Below are 20,069 nucleotides of genomic sequence, written 5' to 3'. Positions count from 1 at the left end.
CGGTGACCGACACCCAGATCAAGCGCCCACCGGCGCCGCACGCCGCAGAACGCGCTCGCACGATCGCGGCTCGCCACGGTTCCGCCGCACTGCTTCCTCAGTCCGGATCGCGCACCAGCCCGTTGTTCCACCACGTGCACCCGTGCGGAACGACGATCTTGCTGCTCGCCGACGAACACCCGCTGGTCGGGCAGCTGTGGCAGACCCCGCGGACCGAGGTGACGGCGATGCTGGAGATCGCCGACCAAGCCCCCGTGCAGTTGCGCGAACCCGTGCGCGGCCTGCTGTGGCTGACCGGCTGGGTCTCCGCGCTGGAGGGCGAGGAGGCACGGGAGGAGGTCCTCGCCGTCGCCGACGTGCGCCCGGACCACCGGCTGCTCGACGCGGGCCACGGCGCCTCGGTGCTCAGGCTCACACCCGCGTCGATGGTGATCGCGGACGCCGAGGGCACCTCGTCGATCAGGCCGGAGCAGTTCGCGAGCGCGACGCCGGACCCGTTCTGCCGCAACGAGGACAACTGGCTGAGGCACCTGGAGGCCGCGCACCGCGACGTCGTCGGCCAGCTCGCCCGCCACCTGCCGGAGGAACTGCGGAGCGGCAACGTGCGGCCGCTCGGGCTCGACCGGTTCGGACTGCGGCTGCGGGTCGAGGCGGAGTGCGACGACCACGACGTGCGGATCGCGTTCTCCAAGCCGGTCAGCACGGCCCAGGAACTCGCCGCGGAGCTCCGCCGGTTGATGGGCTGCCCCTTCTTGTCCCAGAGGTGATCCAACGCTGCCGGTAGCGTCTGGCCGGTGACCTTGATCCCCGCCGAAGAGAAGCGCGGTTACCAGCTCGAACTGCTGATCGTCTTCAGCATGACGCTCGGGCTGTCCGGCCTGCGCAGCCTCGTGCGCCTGATCGACAGCCTGTTGCAGCCGACGCCGCTCAACCAGCAGTCCGTCGCGATCAACGTCCCGCAGGCGCGCGCCGACCTGCTGGACCTCGTGGCACAGCTGCTGGGCGTGCTGCAACTCGCCGCGTGGGGCGGCATCGGGCTGTACCTGTTGTGGCGCACCGGGATCAAACTGAAGGTCATCGGGCTCGACGGCACCCGCAAGCGCGCCGACTCGCTGGGCGCGCTGGGTCTCGCCGCGATCATCGGCATCCCCGGACTCGGGTTGTACTTCGCCGCCTGGGCGCTCGGGCTGAACCTCGCCGTCCAGCCGTCCACTCTGGACGACCAGTGGTGGATGAGCGTGGCGCTGGTCCTCGCCGCCGCCGGCAACGCGTGGGCGGAGGAGGTGCTCGTCGTCGGGTATCTGATCACGCGACTGGAGCAGCTGGGCTGGCGCCAGTACACGGCGCTGTTCGCGGCCGCCGTGCTGCGCGGCTCGTACCACCTCTACCAGGGCTTCGGCGGGTTCGTCGGCAACGTGGTCATGAGCCTGGTCTTCGGCTTCTACTGGCAGCGCACGAAGCGGTTGTGGCCGTTGGTGATCGCTCACACGATCCTCGACGTGGTCGCGTTCGTGGGCTACACAATGTTGCGCGGCAAAGTCAGCTGGTTGCCCTAATGATCAGATGGTCGATTCCGATTTCACGCCCCATTCGTTGCGTTTTCGAGCTCACAAGCGGCGATTTGTGCTGTTCAGGGTTACGCTCGATCGGTGACCGCGCACACGATCGCTGAGACCGAAGCACTTCCGGACGCCGCACCCCGGGTGGACAGCGAGGTCGGCCCCTTGCGCACGGTGCTGCTGCACCGGCCGGGCAACGAGCTCAAGAGGCTCACCCCGCGCAACAACGACCAGCTGCTGTTCGACGGCGTGCCGTGGGTCGGCAGGGCCCAGGAGGAGCACGACGCGTTCGCCGCGACGCTGACCTCCAGGGGCGTCGAGGTCCTGCTGCTGGCCGACGTGCTGGTGCAGGCGCTGGAGGACAACCGCGCGCGCATCGCGGGCATCCACAGCGCGGTCAACGAGCGCCGCCTGGGCATCGACCTGGCCGACGCGCTGCGCAGCCACCTCACGTCGCTCGACGCGCCGACGCTCGCGCAGGTGCTGATGACCGGCATGACGTTCGAGGAACTGCCGGCCGCCGAGGGCGCGTCGCTGGTGCGCAAGATGCACCTGCCGATCGACTTCGCCGTCGACCCGCTGCCGAACCTGCTCTTCACCCGCGACTCGTCGGTGTGGGTCGGCGACCGCGTGGCCATCACGTCGCTCGCGCTGCCCGCCCGTGACCGCGAGACGACGCTGACCGACCTGATCTACGCCTACCACCCGCGGTTCCGCCGCACGGGCCGTGCGTACGGCGCGCACTCGGCACCGCTGGAGGGCGGCGACGTGCTGCTGCTGGCCCCTGGTGTGATCGCCATCGGCGTCGGCGAGCGGACCACTCCGGCGGGCGCCGAGTCGTTCGCCCGCTCCGCTCTCGCGGACGGCCTCGCGCACACGGTGCTGGCGGTGCCGATCGCGCAGGAACGGGCCACGATGCACCTCGACACCGTCTGCACGATGGTCGACCGCGACGCCGTGGTGATGTACCCGGCGATCAGCGACGCGCTCACCGCCTTCCCGCTGCGCTCCGACGGCGACGGTGGCGTGCGGGTGGACGGCCCGGTGCCGTTCCTGGAGGCGGCGGCCGAGGCGATGGGCATCGAACGGCTGCGGGTGATCGACACCGGCCTCGACGTCGTCACCGCCGAGCGCGAGCAGTGGGACGACGGCAACAACACCCTCGCCGTGGCTCCCGGTCTCGTCGTGGCGTACGAGCGCAACGTCGAGACGAATGCGCGCCTGGAGGACGCGGGCGTCGAGGTGCTGCGGATCGCCGGTTCGGAGCTGGGCTCCGGCCGCGGTGGTCCCCGCTGCATGTCGTGCCCGATTGACCGCGCGCCATTGGTCTAGCGATGTGGGCCGGGCCACACCATTAGATCCTTAGGAATGCCTAACCTTTGTTTGGATTACCTTTCCAAACAAAGGTTAGCTTTTCCTGGAATGCAAGTAACTACGTTTTGGGTTAACGTACCGCTCATGGCCTCGAACGTGAAGAAGATCCTGTCCGGAAAGTCTGACTTCCACGAGCTGCTGCGGGCTCAGGTCGGCAACGAGTTCTCCGCTTCGCAGCAGTACATCGCGCTCGCCGTGTGGTTCGACAACGAGGACCTGCCGCGCCTCGGTGCGCACTTCTACAAGCAGGCGCTCGAAGAGCGCAACCACGCGATGATGATCGTGCAGTTCCTGATGGACAACGACATCGCGGTCGCGGTTCCCGGCGTCGAGACGCCGATCAACGACTTCAAGTCCCCGCGTGAGCTCGTCGCCCTGGCCCTGAGCCAGGAGCAGCAGGTCACCGCGCAGATCATCGCCCTCGCGAAGGCCGCTCGCGAGGAGAGCGACTACATCGGCGAGCAGTTCATGCAGTGGTTCCTGAAGGAGCAGGTCGAGGAGGTCTCCTCGATGAAGACGCTGCTCACGATCATGGACCGCGCGGACGGCAACATGTTCTACGTGGAGACGTTCCTCACCCGCGAAAGCGTCGGCGACGAGGGCGGCGACTCCAGCGCTCCGACCGCTGCCGGCGGCAAGATCTGAGTTTCTTCGCACGCTTGAGTGCCTGATCACAAAAGGACCGCCTGACCCGTTTCGGGGCAGGCGGTCCTTTCAGTTGTTGAGCCGGGCTGCCTGACGGGTGAGATGTTCCCGTTCGGCGAGGTTCGACGCTTTTCCGGCGGCCTCGGCGTAGAGTTTCGCGGCCGTTCGCCGCTCGCCGTCGCGCTCGTGGAGATAAGCCGCCACGGCCGCGTAGCGGGGCAGCGTGTCGTCCAGTTCCGCCAACGCTTTCAGCCCGGCCCGCGGTCCGTCCGCCTCACCTACGGCCACCGCCCGGTTCAGCCGGACGACGGGACTGTTCGTGAGCGCGAGCAGTTCGTCGTACCACTCGACGATCTGCACCCAGTCGGTCTCCGCGGCCACGGGCGCGTCCGCGTGCAGTGCCGCGATGGCCGCCTGCGCCTGGAACTCCCCCAGCCGGTCCTGTGCGAGCGCCGCCTGCAGGACCTCGACGCCCTCGGCGATCAGCGTGGTGTCCCACCGGCCGCGGTCCTGCTCGGCGAGCGGCACCAGACGGCCACTCGCCGTGGTCCGGGAGGCGCGGCGGGCGTGGTGCAGGAGCATGAGCGCGAGCAGCCCCGCGACCTCCGGGTGGTCGATCACCGCCGCGAGCTGCCGGGTGAGCCTGATGGCCTCGGCGGCCAGGTCGACGTCACCGGAGTAGCCCTCGTTGAACACCAGGTAGAGCACGCGCAGCACGGTGGCGACGTCGCCGGGCTGGTCGAACCGCACGTCGCCGACCGTCTTCTTGGCCCGGCTGATGCGCTGGGCCATCGTGGCCTCGGGCACCAGGTAGGCCTGCGCGATCTGACGGGTCGTGAGCCCGCCGACGGCCCGGAGCGTGAGCGCGACGGCCGACGACGGCGTGAGCGACGGATGCGCGCACAGGAAGTAGAGCTGCAAGGTGTCGTCGGTGTCCGGCGCGAGCCCCTGCTCCGGTTCGGCGTCGACGACGTCCTCCCGCCGGCGCCGCGCCGTCTCCGCCCTCGTGGCGTCGAGGAACCGCCGCCAGGCCACCGTGACCAGCCAGCCCAACGGATCCCGCGGCGGATCCTCCGGCCACACGCGGACGGCCTCGACCAGCGCGTCCTGCACGGCGTCCTCGGCCGCCGCGAAATCGGCTCCGCGGCGGACGAGGATGCCGAGCACGGCCGGCGTGAGGCTCCTGAGCAGTGCCTCGTCCACAGTTACTCCGTGATCGTCGGCGCGTGGCCGTAGAACGGGCGGATCTCCAGCCACTCGTGGATCGGCTTGCCGCCCTTGCCGGGCGCCGCCGACAACTCCGCGGCCAGTTCGAGCGCGCGCTCGTAGCTGTCGGTGTCGATGATCATCCAACCGGCGATGAGGTCCTTCGTCTCCGCGAACGGGCCGTCGGTGACCGGCGGCCGTCCCTCACCGTCGTAACGGACCCAGGTGCCTTCCTGAGCGAGCGCCTGTCCGTCCACGAACTCGCCGGTGCTCCTGAGCCTGTCCGCGAAGTCGTTCATGTACTTGACGTGCGCGGAGATCTCGTCCTGCGTCCACTGGTCCATGGGGACGTCGTTGATCGGGGCAGGGGCGCCGCGGTAGTGCTTGAGCAGCAGGTACTTGGCCATCTCGGGTCGTCTCCCTCGGTGCGGTCGCGACCATCCTGGCCGCTTTCACCGGGGAGACGGAGCCGAAACGCGGATCTCGACATCGCGGGCCGAGATCTTCTCGCCTAGTTGTTGTGGCAGTCCTGGCCCTTGTTCATCAGGTAGGCGCCGGTGAGCTTGCCCTCGCGCACGCCGAACAGGAAGTAGGCGTCCGGGTTGTTGTCGGCCTCGGCCCGGTAGGAGTAGTTCGGCCCCGCCGGCACCAGGTTGGTGTACTCGACCTTGAGCTTCTGCTCTGTCGCTCCCACGCCGACACCGTCGGAGGACATGCCGGCGCTGAAGCCGACGGACGCCACACCCTTCGCTTTGGAGATCCACGTTCTCTCACCGGTACCGGTGATGTCGTGGAGCGTGCACTCATCCCCGTTCAGGGCAGGACCGATCAGCTTGGTGTTCAGCGCGTCCTGCAGTGACATGCCGAGCTTGAGGTCGCCGTAACCGAACGAGCCGATCACCGGCTTGGCCGGCGGCGCGACCGGCTTGGTGACGGTCTCGGTCACGACCTGGGCCACCACCGAGTTCGACGGTGTGGTGGTGGCGCTGGACGGCGTGGTCGTGGCTGTGTTGTCCGGCGCCGGCGGTGTGGACGTGCACGCGGCCAGGCCGAGAGCGGCGGCGATCGTGACGATGGTGAGCGAGCGGTTCATCTTTCTTCCCCCAGGAAGCGTTGTCGTGGTCAGTGCTGGCTGCTGTGCCCGCCCCACCCCCAGCGGGGCGGGCACAGCGGTTCGGTGAGGTTCAGAGATCGGCCATCGAGCAGTTGACGGCTCCCGCGACGAGCTTGACGCGCTGGATCTTGTCCGCGTCTCCGAACCGGGCGAGGTCGAAGCTGCCGATGAAGTGGTAGTACGCGTTGTCCGCGACCTTGGCCGACCAGCCGGAGCGGTACTCGGAGGCGCTCGGGTAGGCCCGCTGCACCTCGCCGAAGGTCGAGCCGACACCGATGCCCTTGGACGTCCTGGCGTCCGCGGGCAGCGTGATCCGCTCGACGCCGTTCGCCTTGGAGATCGCCACGTGCCTGTCCACGACGCAGTTGTCAGCGACGGCCTTGTCCCAGGTCAGGTCGGTCAGACCGGCGGCACGCGCCTCCTCCAGCGTCATGCCCAGCTTGAGACCGCCGTAGCCGAGCCGGTCGTCCACCTTCGCGATGGCCTGCGGCGCAGCGGTCACCGTCGCGGTGATGACCTCCGTGACCACTTGGACGGGCGGCGGCGCGATCGAAGACGTGGACGTGGACGGGGTGGAAATCGGCGTGACGGGAGCGGAGTTCTGTTCCGGCGCCGGCGCGGAGGTGCACGCGGCAATTCCAGCAATGGCGATCGCAGTGACGAATGCAGTCTTGATCGAGTTCTTCATTTTGGTTTCCCCCATGTTTGATGAGACAACCGTAAGACGTCACCTCCACAACGAGGTTGCGCAGGTCGGAGTCACGAAGAAGTCACGGCGGAAAGGCCGCACAAGCGCACGCCGAAGTCCCGCTGCACCAACAGGAGCAGCGGGACTTCGGCAATTCTCAATGATCAGACGGAGGCGCAGTCGTTCGCATTCAGGCGCATGAACACGGCCGTCACCGTGGCGCCGTCAGTCTCGAAGACATATGTCCACGGAGGCGTTGCGGACATTGGTGCGAGCACACTGGAACCGCTTTGCGTGGAATTCTTGTAGGCGGCTTTCACATCGGAAACCGACGAACCCGCGCCGACGTTCTTGGGGGTCTTGGCGTAGCTCGGCATGGTGATCCGCACGATTCCCTTGGCCGGTGAGACGATAACGGCGTCGGCGTCGGGCACCGACTTCGTCGCGTAGGCCTTGCACCTGCCGTCCGGGTCGGCGGGACTGCTGGGTTCGACCAGCGAGCCCGTCGCCAGCGCGTCGGCCTCGGACATCCCCAGCGCGAGCGTTCCGTACCTGCCCGCCTGCGACTCCGGTGTGGGCGGTGATGACGACGGTGTCGAGTTCGGCCTGCTCGTGCCGCCGGGGTTGGGCTTGCCGGTGTTGCCACCGGTCGAGTTCGGTGGTTGCCCCAGCGTCACGGTCTCGGTCGAGATGACCGTGCTGACCGGCGGTGGCGGCGTGGACGTCGTGGGGGCCGAGGTGGACGTCGTCAGGAGCGCACCGACCGTGCTGTCCGGTGACGGCACGCCGAGGCGACTCAGCCCGATCCCGGCACCGACCAGTGTCACCAGCGCGAAGGTCCCGGCCACGGCGGTTCGGCGCCGCCTGCGCCGCTCCGCGCCGCGGAGCACGTCCTCGGTGGAGACCGGCGCGGAGTGGACGTCCAGCCGATCGTCGCTGAAGAGCCTGCGCAGATCATCGTCTAGATCACCCACCGGTCAGTCCTCTCCCAGGCGTGTTCGAAGACTCGCCATCGCCTTGCTGCTCTGACTCTTCACCGTGCCGCACGAGATCCCGAGCGCGTGGGCGATCTCGGCCTCGGAGAGGTTCTCGTAGTAGCGCAGCACGACGACTGCTCGCTGCCGTGGCGGCAACGAGCGCAGTGCTTGCCAGAGCGGTTCGTTTTCGAGCCTGCTCAACTCGGGAGCCACGGCCCCGCTGTCCGGGATGTCGGCCACGAGGTTCTCGCGGCGACGCCGGCGCCAGATGCTGATGTGCGTGTTGGCCATGGCCCGGCGGACGTACGCGAGCGGGTCGTCGCCCTTGCGCTGCACGGCGACCCAGCGTGAACCGACCTTCTCCAGCACCGCCTGCACCAGGTCCGCGGAGTCGTGCGGGTTTCCGGTCAGTGCGTGGCCGTAACGCAGTAGTCCTGGCATCGAGATGCGCACGAACTCAGCGAAGTCCCCCACGGCTTCCGCTCTTCCCCCGCCGTGTTCGACGGCTGATCCCAGCTGCAACACCGCCGTCACGGCACGCCCCCTCCCCCGAAGCAAACTGGCTCGGGGTGTTCACGCGTGGGTCCGAGAAGCGGTTGCCGCCACTTTAATCACGGAAAGGCAACGGCCGCAGGCAGTTCCGTCATTTCCGGTACCAGGCCGTCACGGAGCGGCGACGGCCTCCGGCAGGACGAACGAACCGTCGGGCTCGCACGGGAAGTCGTGCACCTCCAGCACCGCCGCGACCGGGATGTGGCCGTACACGTGCGGGAACCACAGCGGCGAGTCCGCCACGGCCTCCCACCGCACCGGCACGTCGAGCAGCTCCGGGTCGACGACGAGCAGCAACAGCCCGCTCTGCCCGTGGAAGAACTTGCCGGCCGTCACGTGCACGACTCCCCGATCGGAGCAGTGCACGAAGTCCTCGCCGACGGGCGCGATCGAGCCGGCCGGCTGGGCGGCTGCCCAGTCGGCCTTCGAGATGATGTGCAGCAGCACTTATCCACAGCTCCTTGTGGACAACCCTGTGGACAGGGTCAGCGAAGCGTGATCTGACGGCCGCGCAGGCCGTCGCGGGCGCGGCGTTCGGCGTCGGACAGCGGCTCGTCGGAGGCGAGGGCCTCCAGCAGGCGCTTGCCCAGCGCCTCGGCGGGCTCGGCCCACTCGCGGGCGTGCATCTCGCGGTCGAGGTCCCAGACCGGCACGAGCAGGCCGTGCGCGCGGAACGAACCGGCGTAGCGCGAGCCCTCGCCGAGGTCGAGCTCACCGCGGGCGGCCAGCCTGGCCATCGCGGGGACCAGCTTCTCCTCGGGCTCCGGACGGACCCAGCGCAGGTGCGCCTTGTCGCCCGCGTCGACCCAGTAGGCGGCCTTCACGCCGGGGGCGTCGAGGCGCTCGGTCGGCAGGATCGCGGCGTTCGCGCGCTCCAGGGACAGCGCCACCTCACCGGTCGGCTCGGTGCCCTCCGGCATCCACCACACGAAGTCGGTGTGCAGCACGGGGGTGATGTCCGCGTCGGTGTCGAGCAGGTCCTGCAGCCGGGCGGGGTTCTCGCCGGCGTCCGGGCCCACGACGGGCAGCACGTCACCGGTCTTCGCCTGCTGCGCCCACTGCACCGCGCGCGCCAGGTCGCGGCTGATGTCACCGGACCGCGTCTGCACCTGCAGGCCCACGAACGGCACGTCGTCGCCGCGGATCAGACCGGCGGCGGCCATCGGCAGCACGGTGGCGAGCGTGACCTCGCGACCCTCCTTGACCGGCAGCTTCACGATCGCGGACGGCACGAACTCACGCAGGGCGATCAGCTCGCACTCGGCGGTCAGGCCCTCGAACGGCCGGGACACGATCACGTCCGTCGCGCCGCCGGGCGCGCCGTGGCAGGCCTTGTAGCGCTTGCCGGACCCGCACGGGCAGGGCTGCTTCGGGTTGATGCCGTCCTTCGGTGCGTCCTTGACCGCGGTCCGCTTGGCCACCTTGGCCCTCCTCGTGCTCAGGCTTGTCTAGGTGGCCAAATTAGCCGTCAGCAGGCGGCGGGTGTTCGCCGGGGCATTGGTCGCGAGATACCGGACCCCCAGGTCACGGCACAGCGCGACGTCCTCGGCGCCGTCCACCGTCCACACGTAGGTCTCGTGACCGGCGCGCCGCGCCCGATCCACGTAGCCGGGGTCGTTGCGCAGCACGTGCACGCCGGGCCCGGTGTAGTCGGCGAACGACGGCAGCGCACCGCTGCGGTACCGGCCCAGGCGGTCGAGGAGCAGCACCGTGCGGATGTCCGGGGCGTGGTCGCGGAACGCCTTCACCGCCGTCGGCGAGAACGACATCATGACGATCTGCGAGCTCAGCCCGTGCCTCTTCAACGCCTCGGCGAGCTTGCGTTCGACCTCGTTGCGGTACCGGACCGGGTGCTTGGTCTCGACGAAGAGCTGCACGTTCGTACCCCGGACCAGCTCCAGCAGCTCGTCGAGCACCAGCAGTCCGGCCGGTTGACCGTGGCGGTGCCAGCTGCCGTAGTCGAACGCCTTCAGCTTTTCGACCGTGAGCGCGCTGACCGTGCCACGGCCGTTGGACGTGCGGGCGAGCGAGCGGTCGTGCACACACACGAGCTCGCCGTCCTTCGACAACCGGATGTCGCACTCAAGGCCGTCAGCACCCTCTTCGAGCGCGAGCTCGTAGGCGCCGATGGTGTGCTCGGGACGGTCTGTGGACGCGCCGCGGTGCGCGACGATCGCAGGCTGCTGCACACCCCGAACGATAGTTCCTCGGCAACAATTTGAGTCATCAATCAAATCGGCGTGGACGAAACACGAATCGCGACCTACCGTCCGCCTTGTGACGTTCGACCAGCGTGATCCCGAGTTCATCGCCGACCCGTACCCGGCCTTCGCGGCCCTGCGCGAAGCCGGTGAGGTCCATCACCACGAACAGATGGACGTCGCTGTCGCCGTCTCGCACGCCGCCTGCTCCGCGGTCCTGCGGCACCGCTCGCTCGGCCGGATCTGGTCGGACGTGAAGCCGGTCGAGCAGTTCATGGCCTTCAACCTGCTGCACCGCAACTCGCTGCTGGAGAACGAGCCGCCCACGCACACCCGCCTGCGCCGCCTGGTCGCCGCCGCGTTCGGCCGGGGCCACGTCGAACGCCTGCGCCCGTGGGTCGCCGACCTGGCCGACAAGCTCGTCGACGAACTCGTCGCCAAGGTCAAGGACCAGGGCCAGGCGGACCTGCTCGCCCACGTCGCCGCGCCGCTGCCGGTCGAGGTGATCGCCGAACTGCTCGGCGTGCCGGGTGAGGACCGCTACCTGCTCCAGCCGTGGTCGAACGCCATCGTGAAGATGTACGAGTACGGCCTGCCCGCCGAACAGCAGAACGCCGCGGAACGCGCCGCCACCGAGTTCGTCGCCTACCTGCGCGAGCTGATCGCGTTGCGCCGCGTCTCCCCCGGCGACGACCTCGTGTCCGACCTGGTCGCCGTCACCGACACCGACGGCGCGAGGCTCACCGAGGACGAACTCGTCGCCACCGCGGTGCTCCTGCTGATGGCAGGCCACGAGGCCACGGTCAACGTCATCGGCAACGGCGTCTACGCGCTGATGCAGCACCGTTCGCAGTGGGAACGCCTCTCGCCGCAGCTGTTGCCCACGGCCGTGGAGGAACTCATCCGCTACGACTCGCCGTTGCAGCTCTTCGAACGCACCGCCACCGAACGCGTCGAGATCGCCGGCCACGTCATCGAACCCGGCGAGAAGATCGCCGCGCTGCTCGGTGCCGCCGCGCGTGACCCGCTGGTCTTCGAGAACCCGGACGTCCTCGACATCGGCCGCGAGAAGAACCAGCACCTCGGCTTCGGCATGGGCATCCACTACTGCCTGGGCGCGCCGCTGGCCCGCATCGAGGTGGAGGCGGCGCTGTCCTCGTTGCACCGCAAGCTGCCCGGCGCCGTGCTGGCCGAGGAACCCAGCAGGCGCGCGGAGTTCGTGATCCGCGGCCTGCACTCGCTGCCGCTCAGCGCTGAGTGAGCGACGAGGCGGAGTGGCTGCGTCGTGCCGACGCCGCGCTGGAGATCCGCATCAGGACGTCGCTGGGTGACGAGTCGCGAGCGGCGGCCCGCGCGCTGCACGAGCTGACCAGGGAACGCGACGGGGAGGTACGTGAGGCGCAGCGGCGTGCGCGGCAGGAGTGGGACGAGAACGGGCCCAAGGAGCCGCAGGTGTGGTTCGGGCGCTGGCAGCGCTGGTTCGCCTGGGACATGGCACGAACCGAGATCGTGCGGAAAGCCGAAGCAGCCGCGAGTCAGCAGTACCGCGCGACCTACCTGCAGGCTCACGGACAGGACTTCGACGAGCTGGTCCGCGCCGCGACGGAGAAGTCCGAACGGCTGGCGCGGGAACGGGCCGCGGAGATCTCCGCGGCGGAGCGCGAGATCGTCGCGGTGGTCAGAGCCCTCAACCGCCAGTTGCGCTGGGCTCCCGAACGGATCGTCCGCCGGCTGGGACTGGACTCGGCAACCGTCAGGTCCACGCTGGGCCTGCCCCAGCTACCGCGCCACTCCCACCGCCCGAGTGGCGGTGGAGGCGGCGACTTCAGCGACACCGGTGACGGTGACAGCGGCGGTGACGGCGGAGACTAGCCGCGGTACTTGCGCGGGAGCTTGAAACCCTTCTCCTGCATGACCTTCCGCAGCCGGTCCGGGTAGTCGGTGATGATCCCGTCGACGCCGTCGTCGATCAGCTTGTGCATCGTGGCCGGGTCGTTGGTGGTCCACGGGATCACTTTGAGGCCGTGCCGATGCGCGTCCTGGACCAACGCCTTGGTCGTGAACGGCACGTAGTCCGGGTCGCCGACTTTGCCGCCCTGCGGGTTGCCGTGCACCGGCGAAAGCGCTGCCGCACCGAAGCTCTTCGCCATCTTCGCGACGCTGCCGCCGAAGTCGGCGAGTTCGAGGCCGCCCGTCCACGGCGAGCCCGGCCGCAGCATCTCCGGCTGCGTCAGCGCCACCAGCGGGATACGCGGCTCGACCTGACGCAACCGCCTCAGGGTGCCCCAGTCGAAGGACTGGACGGTGATGTTGCGCAGGAAGCCCGAGCGGCGGATCTCGTGGACGGCGCGTTGCACGAACTGCTCTCGTGGCGCGGTCTCGTGCGGGGCCGCGGCCTCGACCTTGGTCTCGATGTTGAAGCGAATGCCCCACGCGCGGTGCTCGCGGGCGAGGTCGAAGAGCTCGGCCAGGGTGGGCATGCGGGCGCCCGGCGAGAGTTCCTGGTCCGGGTACTGCGACCACCTCGTGCTGCCGCAGTCGAGCGTGCGCACCTGGGCGAACGTCAGGTCCTTCACGTACTTGCCGGCGTAGGGGAACCCGGGGTCGCCGGGGAACGCGGGCGCGGTGTCGAGGCACTTCGACGGGTTCGTCCTGCGGTCGTGGGTGATGACCTCACGGCCGTCCCTGGTGATCTGCAGGTCGAGTTCCAGGGTCGTCACACCGAGTTCGAGCGCCTTGCCGAACGCCTTGAGCGTGCTCTCGACGGTCAGGCCGATGCCGCCGCGGTGCGCCTGGAGGTCGAAGTCACGGTGGTGTGCCTGGGCGACGCCTGGTGTGAGCAGTGCGATCACCAGAGCACCGATGAGTGTCCGCATTCCTCCAACCTGGCACTGCCCCGAGCACTTCGGAAGGGCCTTGCAGGCGAACGTGCGGGGAACAGATCAGCGGGGCGAGCCGGACGCGCGGAGTGGCCGCAGCGGCGGCTGCGGGGCGTCCTTGACCTCTACCACGCGCATCAGCCGGACGGACGCGGCGTCCACCGGCAGCAGCAGCGTAGTGATCCGGCGGACGACCAGCGCCGTCGTCACCGCGACGCTGGCGAGCACCAGGTTGGCGAACGCGTGCAGCAGCACGCCGTCCGCGAGGGCCTGGGTGCTGTCCCGAATCCTCCACAGCATCGTGAGCCAGAACATCACCCCGGCGGCGACCCAGAAGCCCCACCACCAGCGCAGCAGCTTCGACGGCCGGGGGCGTTCGTCGACCGGCTTGCGCTCCACCGCGTGTTCCAGTTCGGCGAGCACCGAGCCGGGCACGACGAGGTTCACACCGGGCACCGCCAGCAGGAGCAGCGCCTTGACGCCCGAACGGGACGGCCCGTAGCCCACGAGTTCCGCGGCCACGTTCCGCGCTCGCCGCACCCACAGCACGGTGAGCACCAACGCCACCTGCCAGACGAAGTAGAAGATCGTGAAAGAGGCGATGACCATCGCGTCCGACGTCAGCACGACGTTCTGGGACAGCGCGCCGTGACGGCTCTGCGCTACCAGCACGTACCGCCAGATCTCGGAGCCCATCGCCCATAGGTCGATCAGGGCGAGCAGCCACAGCGTGTTCTGCGCGGCCTTCGCCAGCCTGCGGACGCCGTCGACGGAGTTCGCCTTCTCCGCGGCGCCCGGCACGGCCGTGGGCCAGCGCCACGCGAGCAGCGGGAAGCCCCAGCGCGGCGTGACCGGGTAGTTCGGCGGGCCGCCGTAGGACGGCCGCTGCGACCGGTGCGACGGCTGCGGGTACGCACCGGGTGGCGGAGTCGCCACCCAGTCCACGCGCATCGGCTGCAGCGGTTGCACGATCAGATGACCTCGGGTGCCATGCCGTCGGTGCCGCCCTCGAGCGGACGACCGGCGGCTTCCCAGTGCTGCATGCCGCCCTCGACGTTGACGGCCTCCCAGCCGTTCTCGTTGAGGTACTGGGTCACGCGGGCGGAACGGCCACCGGCACGGCACACGACGTAGAGCTGCACGTCGTTCGGCACCTCTTCGAGCCGGGCAGCGATCTCGCTCATGGGGACGTGCAGCGCGCCGGGTGCGTGGCCGGCGTCCCACTCGTCCTGCTCGCGCACGTCCAGCAGAACGGCGCCCTCGGGCAGCTGCGCCGGCACGTCGGCGATCTCCACGCTTGGAACAGTCACGCCCTAGATGTTGCCATGCCGGAGGTTGCACGGACGTGAACCTCCGGCACGGCACACCCCCGGTCGCTACTCCGCGAAGATGGGACCGAGCCTCGAGAACTGCTCTTCGGACAACGGCAGCGTCGGACGGCCCGCACCGGTGCGCCGCCGCGAGCCGGGACTCTCCGGGTCGTCGCCGATGTCCGGGCTGCCGAAGTTGTGCAGTTCGACCTGGATCATCGAGCTGTCCACGCGGTAGACCCTCAGCACCTGCTTCAGCGACTGGAACGGCTCGTACGGCCTGATGCTGTGCAGCTGCATGATCGAGCCGCCCGACTGGAGCCGCCGGGCGGGCTCGCAGTCACCGGTCTCCCACAGCGAGTCGTTCGCGTGCGCCAGCGGCGTGCCGGTGAACCTGCCGACGGTGATCCTGATGCTGCCGGTTCCCCGGGAATCGGACACGTCGGCCTCGTAGGCGGTGCTCGTCTCGTTGGGCGTCGCGGCGCCGATGGTGACCTCCGGCAGCACCTTGCGCGCCTCGTCGAGCCACTTGTCGACGGCCTCGGGGTTGAACGCCACCACGCCCACGTCAGTCCTGTCCGGTCGCTTCGTCGGCTTGATGTCGCAAAGGGGGACGCCGATCGAGAGCCAGCCGGGAGGCGGCGGCGCGGTGGACGCGGGCGACCACGTCCCGTACGGCTTCTGCGGTGGCGTGTCGACCCGCGGCCAGTCCAGCACGTGCTCCACGGTCGCGGGACCCGCGTCCGGCCGGTCGGCCTGCTCGGGTGGCGGTGCGGCCTGGTTCAGCGTCGTGGCGCCGATCCCGATGCCGGCGACCACCGCGAACACGCCCAGCACGGCGCCGGCGCGCTGGGCGAACACCCGGCGGCGGCCGCGCTTCATGACCACGTCCAGCGTCGTCGTGGGAGGTGGTGCGGAGACGTCGAGAGCTCCGCGCAGCTCGTCTTCGATGTTCATCAGGCACTCTCCGAGTTGACCGGTTCGCCGTACGCCTCGCGGAGCGTCGCCAAACCCCTGGCTGTCTGACTTTTGACGTTGCCCACCGAGCAACCGAGCTCGGCGGCCGTCTGTTCGATGGACAGGTCGTGCACGAAACGCAGCACGAGCGCGGCCCGCTGTTTCGGCGCCACCTGTTGCAGCGCCGCGTTCAGCCGGGCGTCGGGGTCGGAGAAACCACCGCCGACGCCGTGTTCGGGCAGCTCGGCGACCGGGTGCTCGCGGCCTCGGCCACGGCGCCTGCTGTCGAGGAACAGACGCGTCACGATGGTGCGGACATAGCCCTCCGCCGTTTCCCGCCTGATGCTCGGCCACTTCGCATACGCCTTCACGAAAGCGTTCTGCGCCAGTTCTTCCGCCTCCGACCAGTCACCGCACAACGCGTACGCCGTGCGCCGTGCCCAGTCGAATCTGCTCGTGAAGAACTCCGAGAACTCCTCGTCTCGTCGCACTCCGGTCCCCCAAGTTTCTGCCGCGTTCGCAGTCAATACGCGGGCAGCACCGGCGGGGTTGCACACACGCGAAAACGGGCCGCCCCCGTGGAGGACGGCCCGTTCTCGTCGAACAGGAACTAGTGCGCGGTGGCCTTCTCGGCGCCCGCACCGGTGAGGGAGCGGACCTCCATCTCGGCCTGCTTGGTCGGGTCGGCCTTGTCCTTCGACAGGATCGTGCCGACGTAGCCGAGCAGGAACGCGACCGGGATCGACACGATGCCGGGGTTCGACAGCGGGAAGAGCGCGAAATCGGCGTTCTTGAACATCGAGGTCGGCGAGCCGGAGACGGCCGGCGACAGGATGATCAGGGTGATCGTGACGACCAGACCGCCGTAGATGCTCCACAGCGCGCCCGAGGTGTTGAACCTCTTCCAGAACAGCGAGTAGAGGATCGTCGGCAGGTTCGCCGAGGCGGCGACCGCGAAGGCCAGTGCCACGAGGAACGCGATGTTCTGGCCGTTGGCGATGATGCCGCCGCCGATGGAGACGAGACCGATGACGATCGCGGTGAGGCGAGCGACCTTGACCTCGGAGTCCTTGTCCTCCTCCTTGCCCTTCTTGATGATGTTGGCGTAGATGTCGTGTGCGAACGACGCCGACGCCGTGATCGTCAAGCCCGCCACGACCGCGAGGATCGTCGCGAAGGCGACGGCCGCGATCAGGCCGAGCAGGATCGGGCCACCCAGTTCCAGCGCGAGCAGCGGGGCGGCCGAGTTGGCCTTGCCGGGCGCCGCGTTGATCTTGTCCGGGCCGACGAGCGCACCGGCGCCGTAGCCCAGGACCAGGGTGAACAGGTAGAAGATGCCGATCAGCCAGATGGCCCACACGACCGAGCGACGGGCTTCTTTGGCCGTGGGCACGGTGTAGAAGCGCATCAGGATGTGCGGCAGACCCGCGGTGCCGAGCACCAGGGCCAGCGCCAGCGAGAGGAAGTCCAGCTTGCTGGTGCCGGTCTTGCCGTACTGCAGGCCGGGGCCGAGGAGCTTCTCGCCCGCCTTCGGCGCGGCGTCGACAGCGGCGCCGAGCAGGGACGAGAGGTTGAAGCCGTACTTGCCGAGCACCCAGACGGTCATGATGCCGGCACCGGCGATCAGCAGCACCGCCTTGATGATCTGCACCCAGGTGGTGCCCTTCATGCCGCCGATGAGGACGTAGGCGATCATCAGGGCGCCGACCACGGCGATGACCAGGGCCTGGCCACCGGCGCCCGTGATGCCGAGCAGCAGGGCGACGAGACCACCGGCACCGGCCATCTGGGCCAGCAGGTAGAAGAACGAGACGGCCATCGTCGACGTGGCGGCGGCGGCTCGGACCGGACGCTGGCGCATCCGGAAGCTCAGCACGTCGCCCATCGTGTACTTGCCGGTGTTGCGCAGCAGTTCGGCGACCAGCAGCAGCGCGATGAGCCACGCCACCAGGAAGCCGATCGAGTACAGGAAGCCGTCGTAGCCGTTGAGGGCGATGGCACCCGCGATGCCGAGGAACGACGCCGCGGACAGGTAGTCACCCGCGATCGCGATGCCGTTCTGCGGACCGGTGAACGCGCGACCGGCGGCGAGGTAGTCGGCAGCGGTCTTGGTGTTGCGGCTCGCCCGGATGACCACGAAGAGCGTGATCAGGACGAAGACACCGAAGATGCTGATGTTCAGGATCGGGCTGGACTCGTTCACTTGCCGTCTCCCTCGATCTCACCGCGGAGCTTCTCCGCCAACGGGTCGAGGTTCTTGTTCGCGTGCCGCACGTACAGCGTCGTGATGACGAACGTCGACACGAACTGCAGCAGGCCGAAGATGAGCCCGACGTTGATGTTGCCGAACACCTTGGTGGACATGAAGCCGTGCGCGTAGTCCGCCAGCAGCACGTACAGCAGGTACCAGGCGAGAAACAGGCCGGTGACGGGAAATACGAACTTGCGCAGTCGGTGCTTCAGCTCGATGAAGTCATCGCTCGCTTGGACGTCGACCCACTGTTGCGCGTCCGGGGCCGACTCAGACGGGGTGTGGTCAACAGAGCTCACAGTCCCCTCCTCGCGGTACTCGTCGTAGGTGTCAGCAACGTGACGTGCACGTAATGCCTCCAGGTGCGGTCTGTTCTTGGTCGAGACCGTATGGAGACTTGAGTCACTCAGGTAAGACCCCGACCGTGGCGTTGCGCCCAGCAGTCGGGTGATGCGACGAACGGTCAGTATGCGTAGACGAACAGCACTCTGCGTGACCTTGTTCACCGTTCACCGATTCGAGTGACCAATTTTCACCCATTCGAATCGGCGCCTACTCACCGTGTTCGACCAGCTCCCCTGCGCTTGTCGTCCGCCAGCCTGGCCTTCTCCTCGGCGGTCCCGAAGCGGGCGATGGAGCGGTCCTGGATGAAACCGAGCGGGTCCGGCGCGTGCAGCCGGAGCAGGATCTGGCTGACGTCGGCCGGCACCCGTCTGCGCGTCGCCTTGCTCACCACGATCATGATGATGAACGCGACCGGCACCGTGATCAGCGCTGGCTGGGTGATGAACGCGGGCGCCCAGCGTCCGGTGTAGGAGCTGACGACGCTGACGACCTGAGCGGTGATGACCAGGCCGCCGCCGACCACGAGGCCGCAGACCGCGCCCACCCAGGTGAGTCCCCTCCACCAGATGCCGAGGACCAGGAGCGGGCAGAACGTCGACGCCGCCAGCGCGAAGGACATCGCCACGGTCAGTGACGCGTCGGAGCGCGGCAGCAGCAGGGCGAGACCGATCGCGACGAGTCCGGTGAACACGGTCGCCCACCGGAAGTCACGGACCTTGCCCGGCATGATGTCCGTCGACACCACCCCGGCGACCGACACCACGAGTCCCGACGAGGTCGACAGGAACGCCGCGAACGCGCCCGCCGCGACGATCGCACCGACGATCTGACCGCCCAGGTTCGGCAGCATCGTCTCGGGCAGCATCAGCACCGCCGCGTCGGTGTTGCCGTTCACCAGCAGTTGCGGCAGGTACAGCTTCGACAGCACGCCCAGCACCGTCGGGAAGATGTAGAACAGGCCCAGCAGGTAGAGCACGTGCAGCGCCGTGCGGCGGGCCGCCTTGCCGTCCGGGTTGGTGTAGAAGCGCACCAGGACGTGCGGCAGGCCCATCGTGCCGAGGAACGTCGCGAAGATCAGCGAGTACGTCCTGATCAGCTCGGAGATGCCGCCGGTCTGCGGGCGCGACCAGTCGCGGTTCGTCGTCGGCGAGCCCTCGACCACCGGCACCGGGCTGCCCGCGGTGAACTCCAGCGTCGTGCCGGGGCTCAGCTCGTAGACGCCGCGGCTCCAGTACACCGACCCGTCCGCGTTCCTGCCGTCGATCCGGCCGCTCACCTTCAACCTGAGCGGCTCGTCGACGCGGACCTTCACGACCTGCTCGGCCACGGTGATCTTCTCGGCCTGCGGGAACCTGACCACGCCGTCGTCGCTGAGCGGCTGCGTGCCCCGGTCCGGAGAGGCAAGGAACACCACGAAGAGCACGAACGTGGGCGCGGCGATCGCGAAGAGCTTGCCCCAGTACTGGAACGCCTGCACGAGCGTGATCGCGCGCATGCCGCCGCCCAGCACGTTGACCACCACGATGGCCGTGACGATCAGGCCGCCGAACCACGCGGGCAGGCCGGTGATCGTGGTCAGCGTGAGGCCGGCGGACTGCAGCTGCGGCACCAGGTACAGCACGCCGATGCACACCACGAAGAACGTGCTGAAGTGCCGCACGTTCACCGATCCCAGCCGGGCCTCGGCGAAGTCCGGCAGCGTGTACGCGCCGGAACGGCGCAGCGGTGCAGCGACGAACAGCAGCAGCGCGAGGTAGCCGGCGGTGAAGCCGACCGGGTACCAGAGCGCGTCGACGCCGTCCTTGAGCACGAGCCCGGCGACACCGAGGAACGACGCCGCGGACAGGTACTCGCCGGAGATCGCGGCGGCGTTGCGGGTGGCCGGGATCGCGCGGCGGGCCACCAGGAAGTCCGGGGTGGTGTTCGCCTTGCGCGACCCGACGTAGCCGAGCAGGAACGTCACGGCCGCAACGGCGACGATGGCGCTGAGGCTGTAGATGGTGGCGTTCAC

Annotated in this window: 23 protein-coding genes; 6 read left to right on the top strand and 17 right to left on the bottom strand. The window is 68.8% G+C overall.

Annotated features, from left to right (window positions below; all coding sequences use genetic code 11):
- Positions 1 to 2 precede the first annotated feature (2 nt).
- The 4 genes from LX88_RS05685 to LX88_RS05670 all read left to right on the top strand — a co-directional run bounded on the left by LX88_RS05685 (position 3) and on the right by LX88_RS05670 (position 3,578).
- A complete protein-coding gene (locus LX88_RS05685) occupies positions 3 to 767 on the top strand; it encodes a DUF2470 domain-containing protein (protein WP_258946742.1) in 765 nt (254 codons plus the stop codon).
- A 90-nt stretch (positions 768 to 857) separates the two neighbouring features.
- On the top strand, positions 858 to 1,556 hold the full coding sequence (locus LX88_RS05680; protein WP_443674873.1) for a CPBP family intramembrane glutamic endopeptidase: 699 nt from the start codon (positions 858 to 860) through the stop codon (positions 1,554 to 1,556).
- Positions 1,557 to 1,703: 147 nt separating this feature from the next.
- Positions 1,704 to 2,891, top strand: coding sequence for an arginine deiminase (locus LX88_RS05675; RefSeq protein WP_258947616.1), 1,188 nt, complete (start codon positions 1,704 to 1,706; stop codon positions 2,889 to 2,891).
- A gap of 126 nt (positions 2,892 to 3,017) precedes the next feature.
- Positions 3,018 to 3,578: a ferritin gene (locus LX88_RS05670; RefSeq protein ID WP_258946740.1), complete on the top strand. Its 561-nt coding sequence runs from the start codon at positions 3,018 to 3,020 to the stop codon at positions 3,576 to 3,578.
- 69 nt (positions 3,579 to 3,647) lie between these two features.
- Here the strand turns inward: LX88_RS05670 and LX88_RS05665 are convergent, their stop codons facing one another.
- From LX88_RS05665 to LX88_RS05625, 9 genes are all read right to left on the bottom strand, one after another.
- Positions 3,648 to 4,781 carry an RNA polymerase sigma factor gene (locus tag LX88_RS05665; protein ID WP_258946739.1) on the bottom strand — a complete coding sequence of 378 codons (1,134 nt, stop codon included), beginning with the start codon at positions 4,779 to 4,781 and terminating at the stop codon, positions 3,648 to 3,650.
- Positions 4,782 to 4,783: 2 nt separating this feature from the next.
- A complete protein-coding gene (locus LX88_RS05660) occupies positions 4,784 to 5,191 on the bottom strand; it encodes a YciI family protein (protein WP_258946738.1) in 408 nt (135 codons plus the stop codon).
- A 104-nt stretch (positions 5,192 to 5,295) separates the two neighbouring features.
- Positions 5,296 to 5,877: a hypothetical protein gene (locus LX88_RS05655; RefSeq protein ID WP_258946737.1), complete on the bottom strand. Its 582-nt coding sequence runs from the start codon at positions 5,875 to 5,877 to the stop codon at positions 5,296 to 5,298.
- Positions 5,878 to 5,968: 91 nt separating this feature from the next.
- Complete coding sequence (locus tag LX88_RS05650) at positions 5,969 to 6,586, bottom strand: hypothetical protein (RefSeq protein ID WP_258946736.1); 618 nt, start codon at positions 6,584 to 6,586, stop codon at positions 5,969 to 5,971.
- A gap of 164 nt (positions 6,587 to 6,750) precedes the next feature.
- On the bottom strand, positions 6,751 to 7,560 hold the full coding sequence (locus tag LX88_RS05645) for a hypothetical protein (protein WP_258946735.1): 810 nt from the start codon (positions 7,558 to 7,560) through the stop codon (positions 6,751 to 6,753).
- A gap of 3 nt (positions 7,561 to 7,563) precedes the next feature.
- Positions 7,564 to 8,097: a SigE family RNA polymerase sigma factor gene (locus LX88_RS05640; RefSeq protein ID WP_372511187.1), complete on the bottom strand. Its 534-nt coding sequence runs from the start codon at positions 8,095 to 8,097 to the stop codon at positions 7,564 to 7,566.
- Between the two features lie 129 nt (positions 8,098 to 8,226).
- A complete protein-coding gene (locus tag LX88_RS05635; RefSeq protein WP_258946734.1) occupies positions 8,227 to 8,562 on the bottom strand; it encodes a DUF952 domain-containing protein in 336 nt (111 codons plus the stop codon).
- 38 nt (positions 8,563 to 8,600) lie between these two features.
- On the bottom strand, positions 8,601 to 9,536 hold the full coding sequence (locus LX88_RS05630) for a DUF5926 family protein (RefSeq protein ID WP_258946733.1): 936 nt from the start codon (positions 9,534 to 9,536) through the stop codon (positions 8,601 to 8,603).
- Between the two features lie 27 nt (positions 9,537 to 9,563).
- The gene (locus tag LX88_RS05625) at positions 9,564 to 10,304 is read right to left on the bottom strand and encodes a glycerophosphodiester phosphodiesterase (RefSeq protein ID WP_258946732.1); all 741 of its coding nucleotides are present in this window, start codon (positions 10,302 to 10,304) and stop codon (positions 9,564 to 9,566) included.
- Positions 10,305 to 10,392: 88 nt separating this feature from the next.
- Between LX88_RS05625 and LX88_RS05620 the strand changes: the two genes are divergently transcribed.
- Both LX88_RS05620 and LX88_RS05615 read left to right on the top strand, forming a co-directional pair.
- Positions 10,393 to 11,577: a cytochrome P450 gene (locus LX88_RS05620; protein WP_258946731.1), complete on the top strand. Its 1,185-nt coding sequence runs from the start codon at positions 10,393 to 10,395 to the stop codon at positions 11,575 to 11,577.
- Positions 11,574 to 12,188: a hypothetical protein gene (locus tag LX88_RS05615; protein WP_258946730.1), complete on the top strand. Its 615-nt coding sequence runs from the start codon at positions 11,574 to 11,576 to the stop codon at positions 12,186 to 12,188. The genes LX88_RS05620 and LX88_RS05615 overlap by 4 nt, the downstream gene beginning before the upstream one ends.
- Here the strand turns inward: LX88_RS05615 and LX88_RS05610 are convergent.
- The 8 genes from LX88_RS05610 to LX88_RS05575 form a co-directional block, all read right to left on the bottom strand.
- On the bottom strand, positions 12,185 to 13,192 hold the full coding sequence (locus LX88_RS05610) for a glycerophosphodiester phosphodiesterase (protein WP_258946729.1): 1,008 nt from the start codon (positions 13,190 to 13,192) through the stop codon (positions 12,185 to 12,187). The genes LX88_RS05615 and LX88_RS05610 overlap by 4 nt on opposite strands.
- A gap of 66 nt (positions 13,193 to 13,258) precedes the next feature.
- Positions 13,259 to 14,164, bottom strand: a complete 906-nt coding sequence (locus LX88_RS05605; RefSeq protein ID WP_258946728.1) for a DUF4328 domain-containing protein — start codon at positions 14,162 to 14,164, stop codon at positions 13,259 to 13,261.
- A gap of 2 nt (positions 14,165 to 14,166) precedes the next feature.
- Positions 14,167 to 14,505 carry a rhodanese-like domain-containing protein gene (locus LX88_RS05600; RefSeq protein WP_258946727.1) on the bottom strand — a complete coding sequence of 113 codons (339 nt, stop codon included), beginning with the start codon at positions 14,503 to 14,505 and terminating at the stop codon, positions 14,167 to 14,169.
- A 66-nt stretch (positions 14,506 to 14,571) separates the two neighbouring features.
- Positions 14,572 to 15,462: a hypothetical protein gene (locus LX88_RS05595; protein ID WP_258946726.1), complete on the bottom strand. Its 891-nt coding sequence runs from the start codon at positions 15,460 to 15,462 to the stop codon at positions 14,572 to 14,574.
- The gene (locus tag LX88_RS05590) at positions 15,462 to 15,953 is read right to left on the bottom strand and encodes a SigE family RNA polymerase sigma factor (protein ID WP_258946725.1); all 492 of its coding nucleotides are present in this window, start codon (positions 15,951 to 15,953) and stop codon (positions 15,462 to 15,464) included. The genes LX88_RS05595 and LX88_RS05590 overlap by 1 nt, the downstream gene beginning before the upstream one ends.
- A gap of 119 nt (positions 15,954 to 16,072) precedes the next feature.
- A complete protein-coding gene (locus LX88_RS05585; RefSeq protein ID WP_258946724.1) occupies positions 16,073 to 17,665 on the bottom strand; it encodes a monocarboxylic acid transporter in 1,593 nt (530 codons plus the stop codon).
- Entirely contained in the window at positions 17,662 to 18,012 is a 351-nt protein-coding gene (locus LX88_RS05580; protein ID WP_090072094.1) for a DUF485 domain-containing protein, read from the bottom strand. Before LX88_RS05580 ends, LX88_RS05585 begins: the two co-directional genes overlap by 4 nt.
- 257 nt (positions 18,013 to 18,269) lie before the next feature.
- The gene (locus LX88_RS05575; protein ID WP_258946723.1) at positions 18,270 to 20,069 is read right to left on the bottom strand and encodes a sodium/solute symporter; all 1,800 of its coding nucleotides are present in this window, start codon (positions 20,067 to 20,069) and stop codon (positions 18,270 to 18,272) included.

Source organism: Lentzea californiensis (assembly GCF_024648825.1).
In the GTDB taxonomy this organism is placed as follows: Bacteria; Actinomycetota; Actinomycetes; order Mycobacteriales; family Pseudonocardiaceae; genus Lentzea; species Lentzea californiensis.
This window is presented reverse-complemented; position numbering and strand designations above follow the sequence as displayed.

What these genes read in the sequence shown, in the direction of transcription:
- LX88_RS05680 (WP_443674873.1), top strand. Translation starts at nt 858, where the DNA reads ATGACGCTCGGGCTGTCCGGCCTGCGCAGCCTCGTGCGCCTGATCGAC.
- LX88_RS05670 (WP_258946740.1), top strand. Translation starts at nt 3,018, where the DNA reads ATGGCCTCGAACGTGAAGAAGATCCTGTCCGGAAAGTCTGACTTCCAC.
- LX88_RS05660 (WP_258946738.1), bottom strand. Translation starts at nt 5,191, where the DNA reads ATGGCCAAGTACCTGCTGCTCAAGCACTACCGCGGCGCCCCTGCCCCG.
- LX88_RS05655 (WP_258946737.1), bottom strand. Translation starts at nt 5,877, where the DNA reads ATGAACCGCTCGCTCACCATCGTCACGATCGCCGCCGCTCTCGGCCTG.
- LX88_RS05650 (WP_258946736.1), bottom strand. Translation starts at nt 6,586, where the DNA reads ATGAAGAACTCGATCAAGACTGCATTCGTCACTGCGATCGCCATTGCT.
- LX88_RS05610 (WP_258946729.1), bottom strand. Translation starts at nt 13,192, where the DNA reads ATGCGGACACTCATCGGTGCTCTGGTGATCGCACTGCTCACACCAGGC.
- LX88_RS05595 (WP_258946726.1), bottom strand. Translation starts at nt 15,462, where the DNA reads ATGAACATCGAAGACGAGCTGCGCGGAGCTCTCGACGTCTCCGCACCA.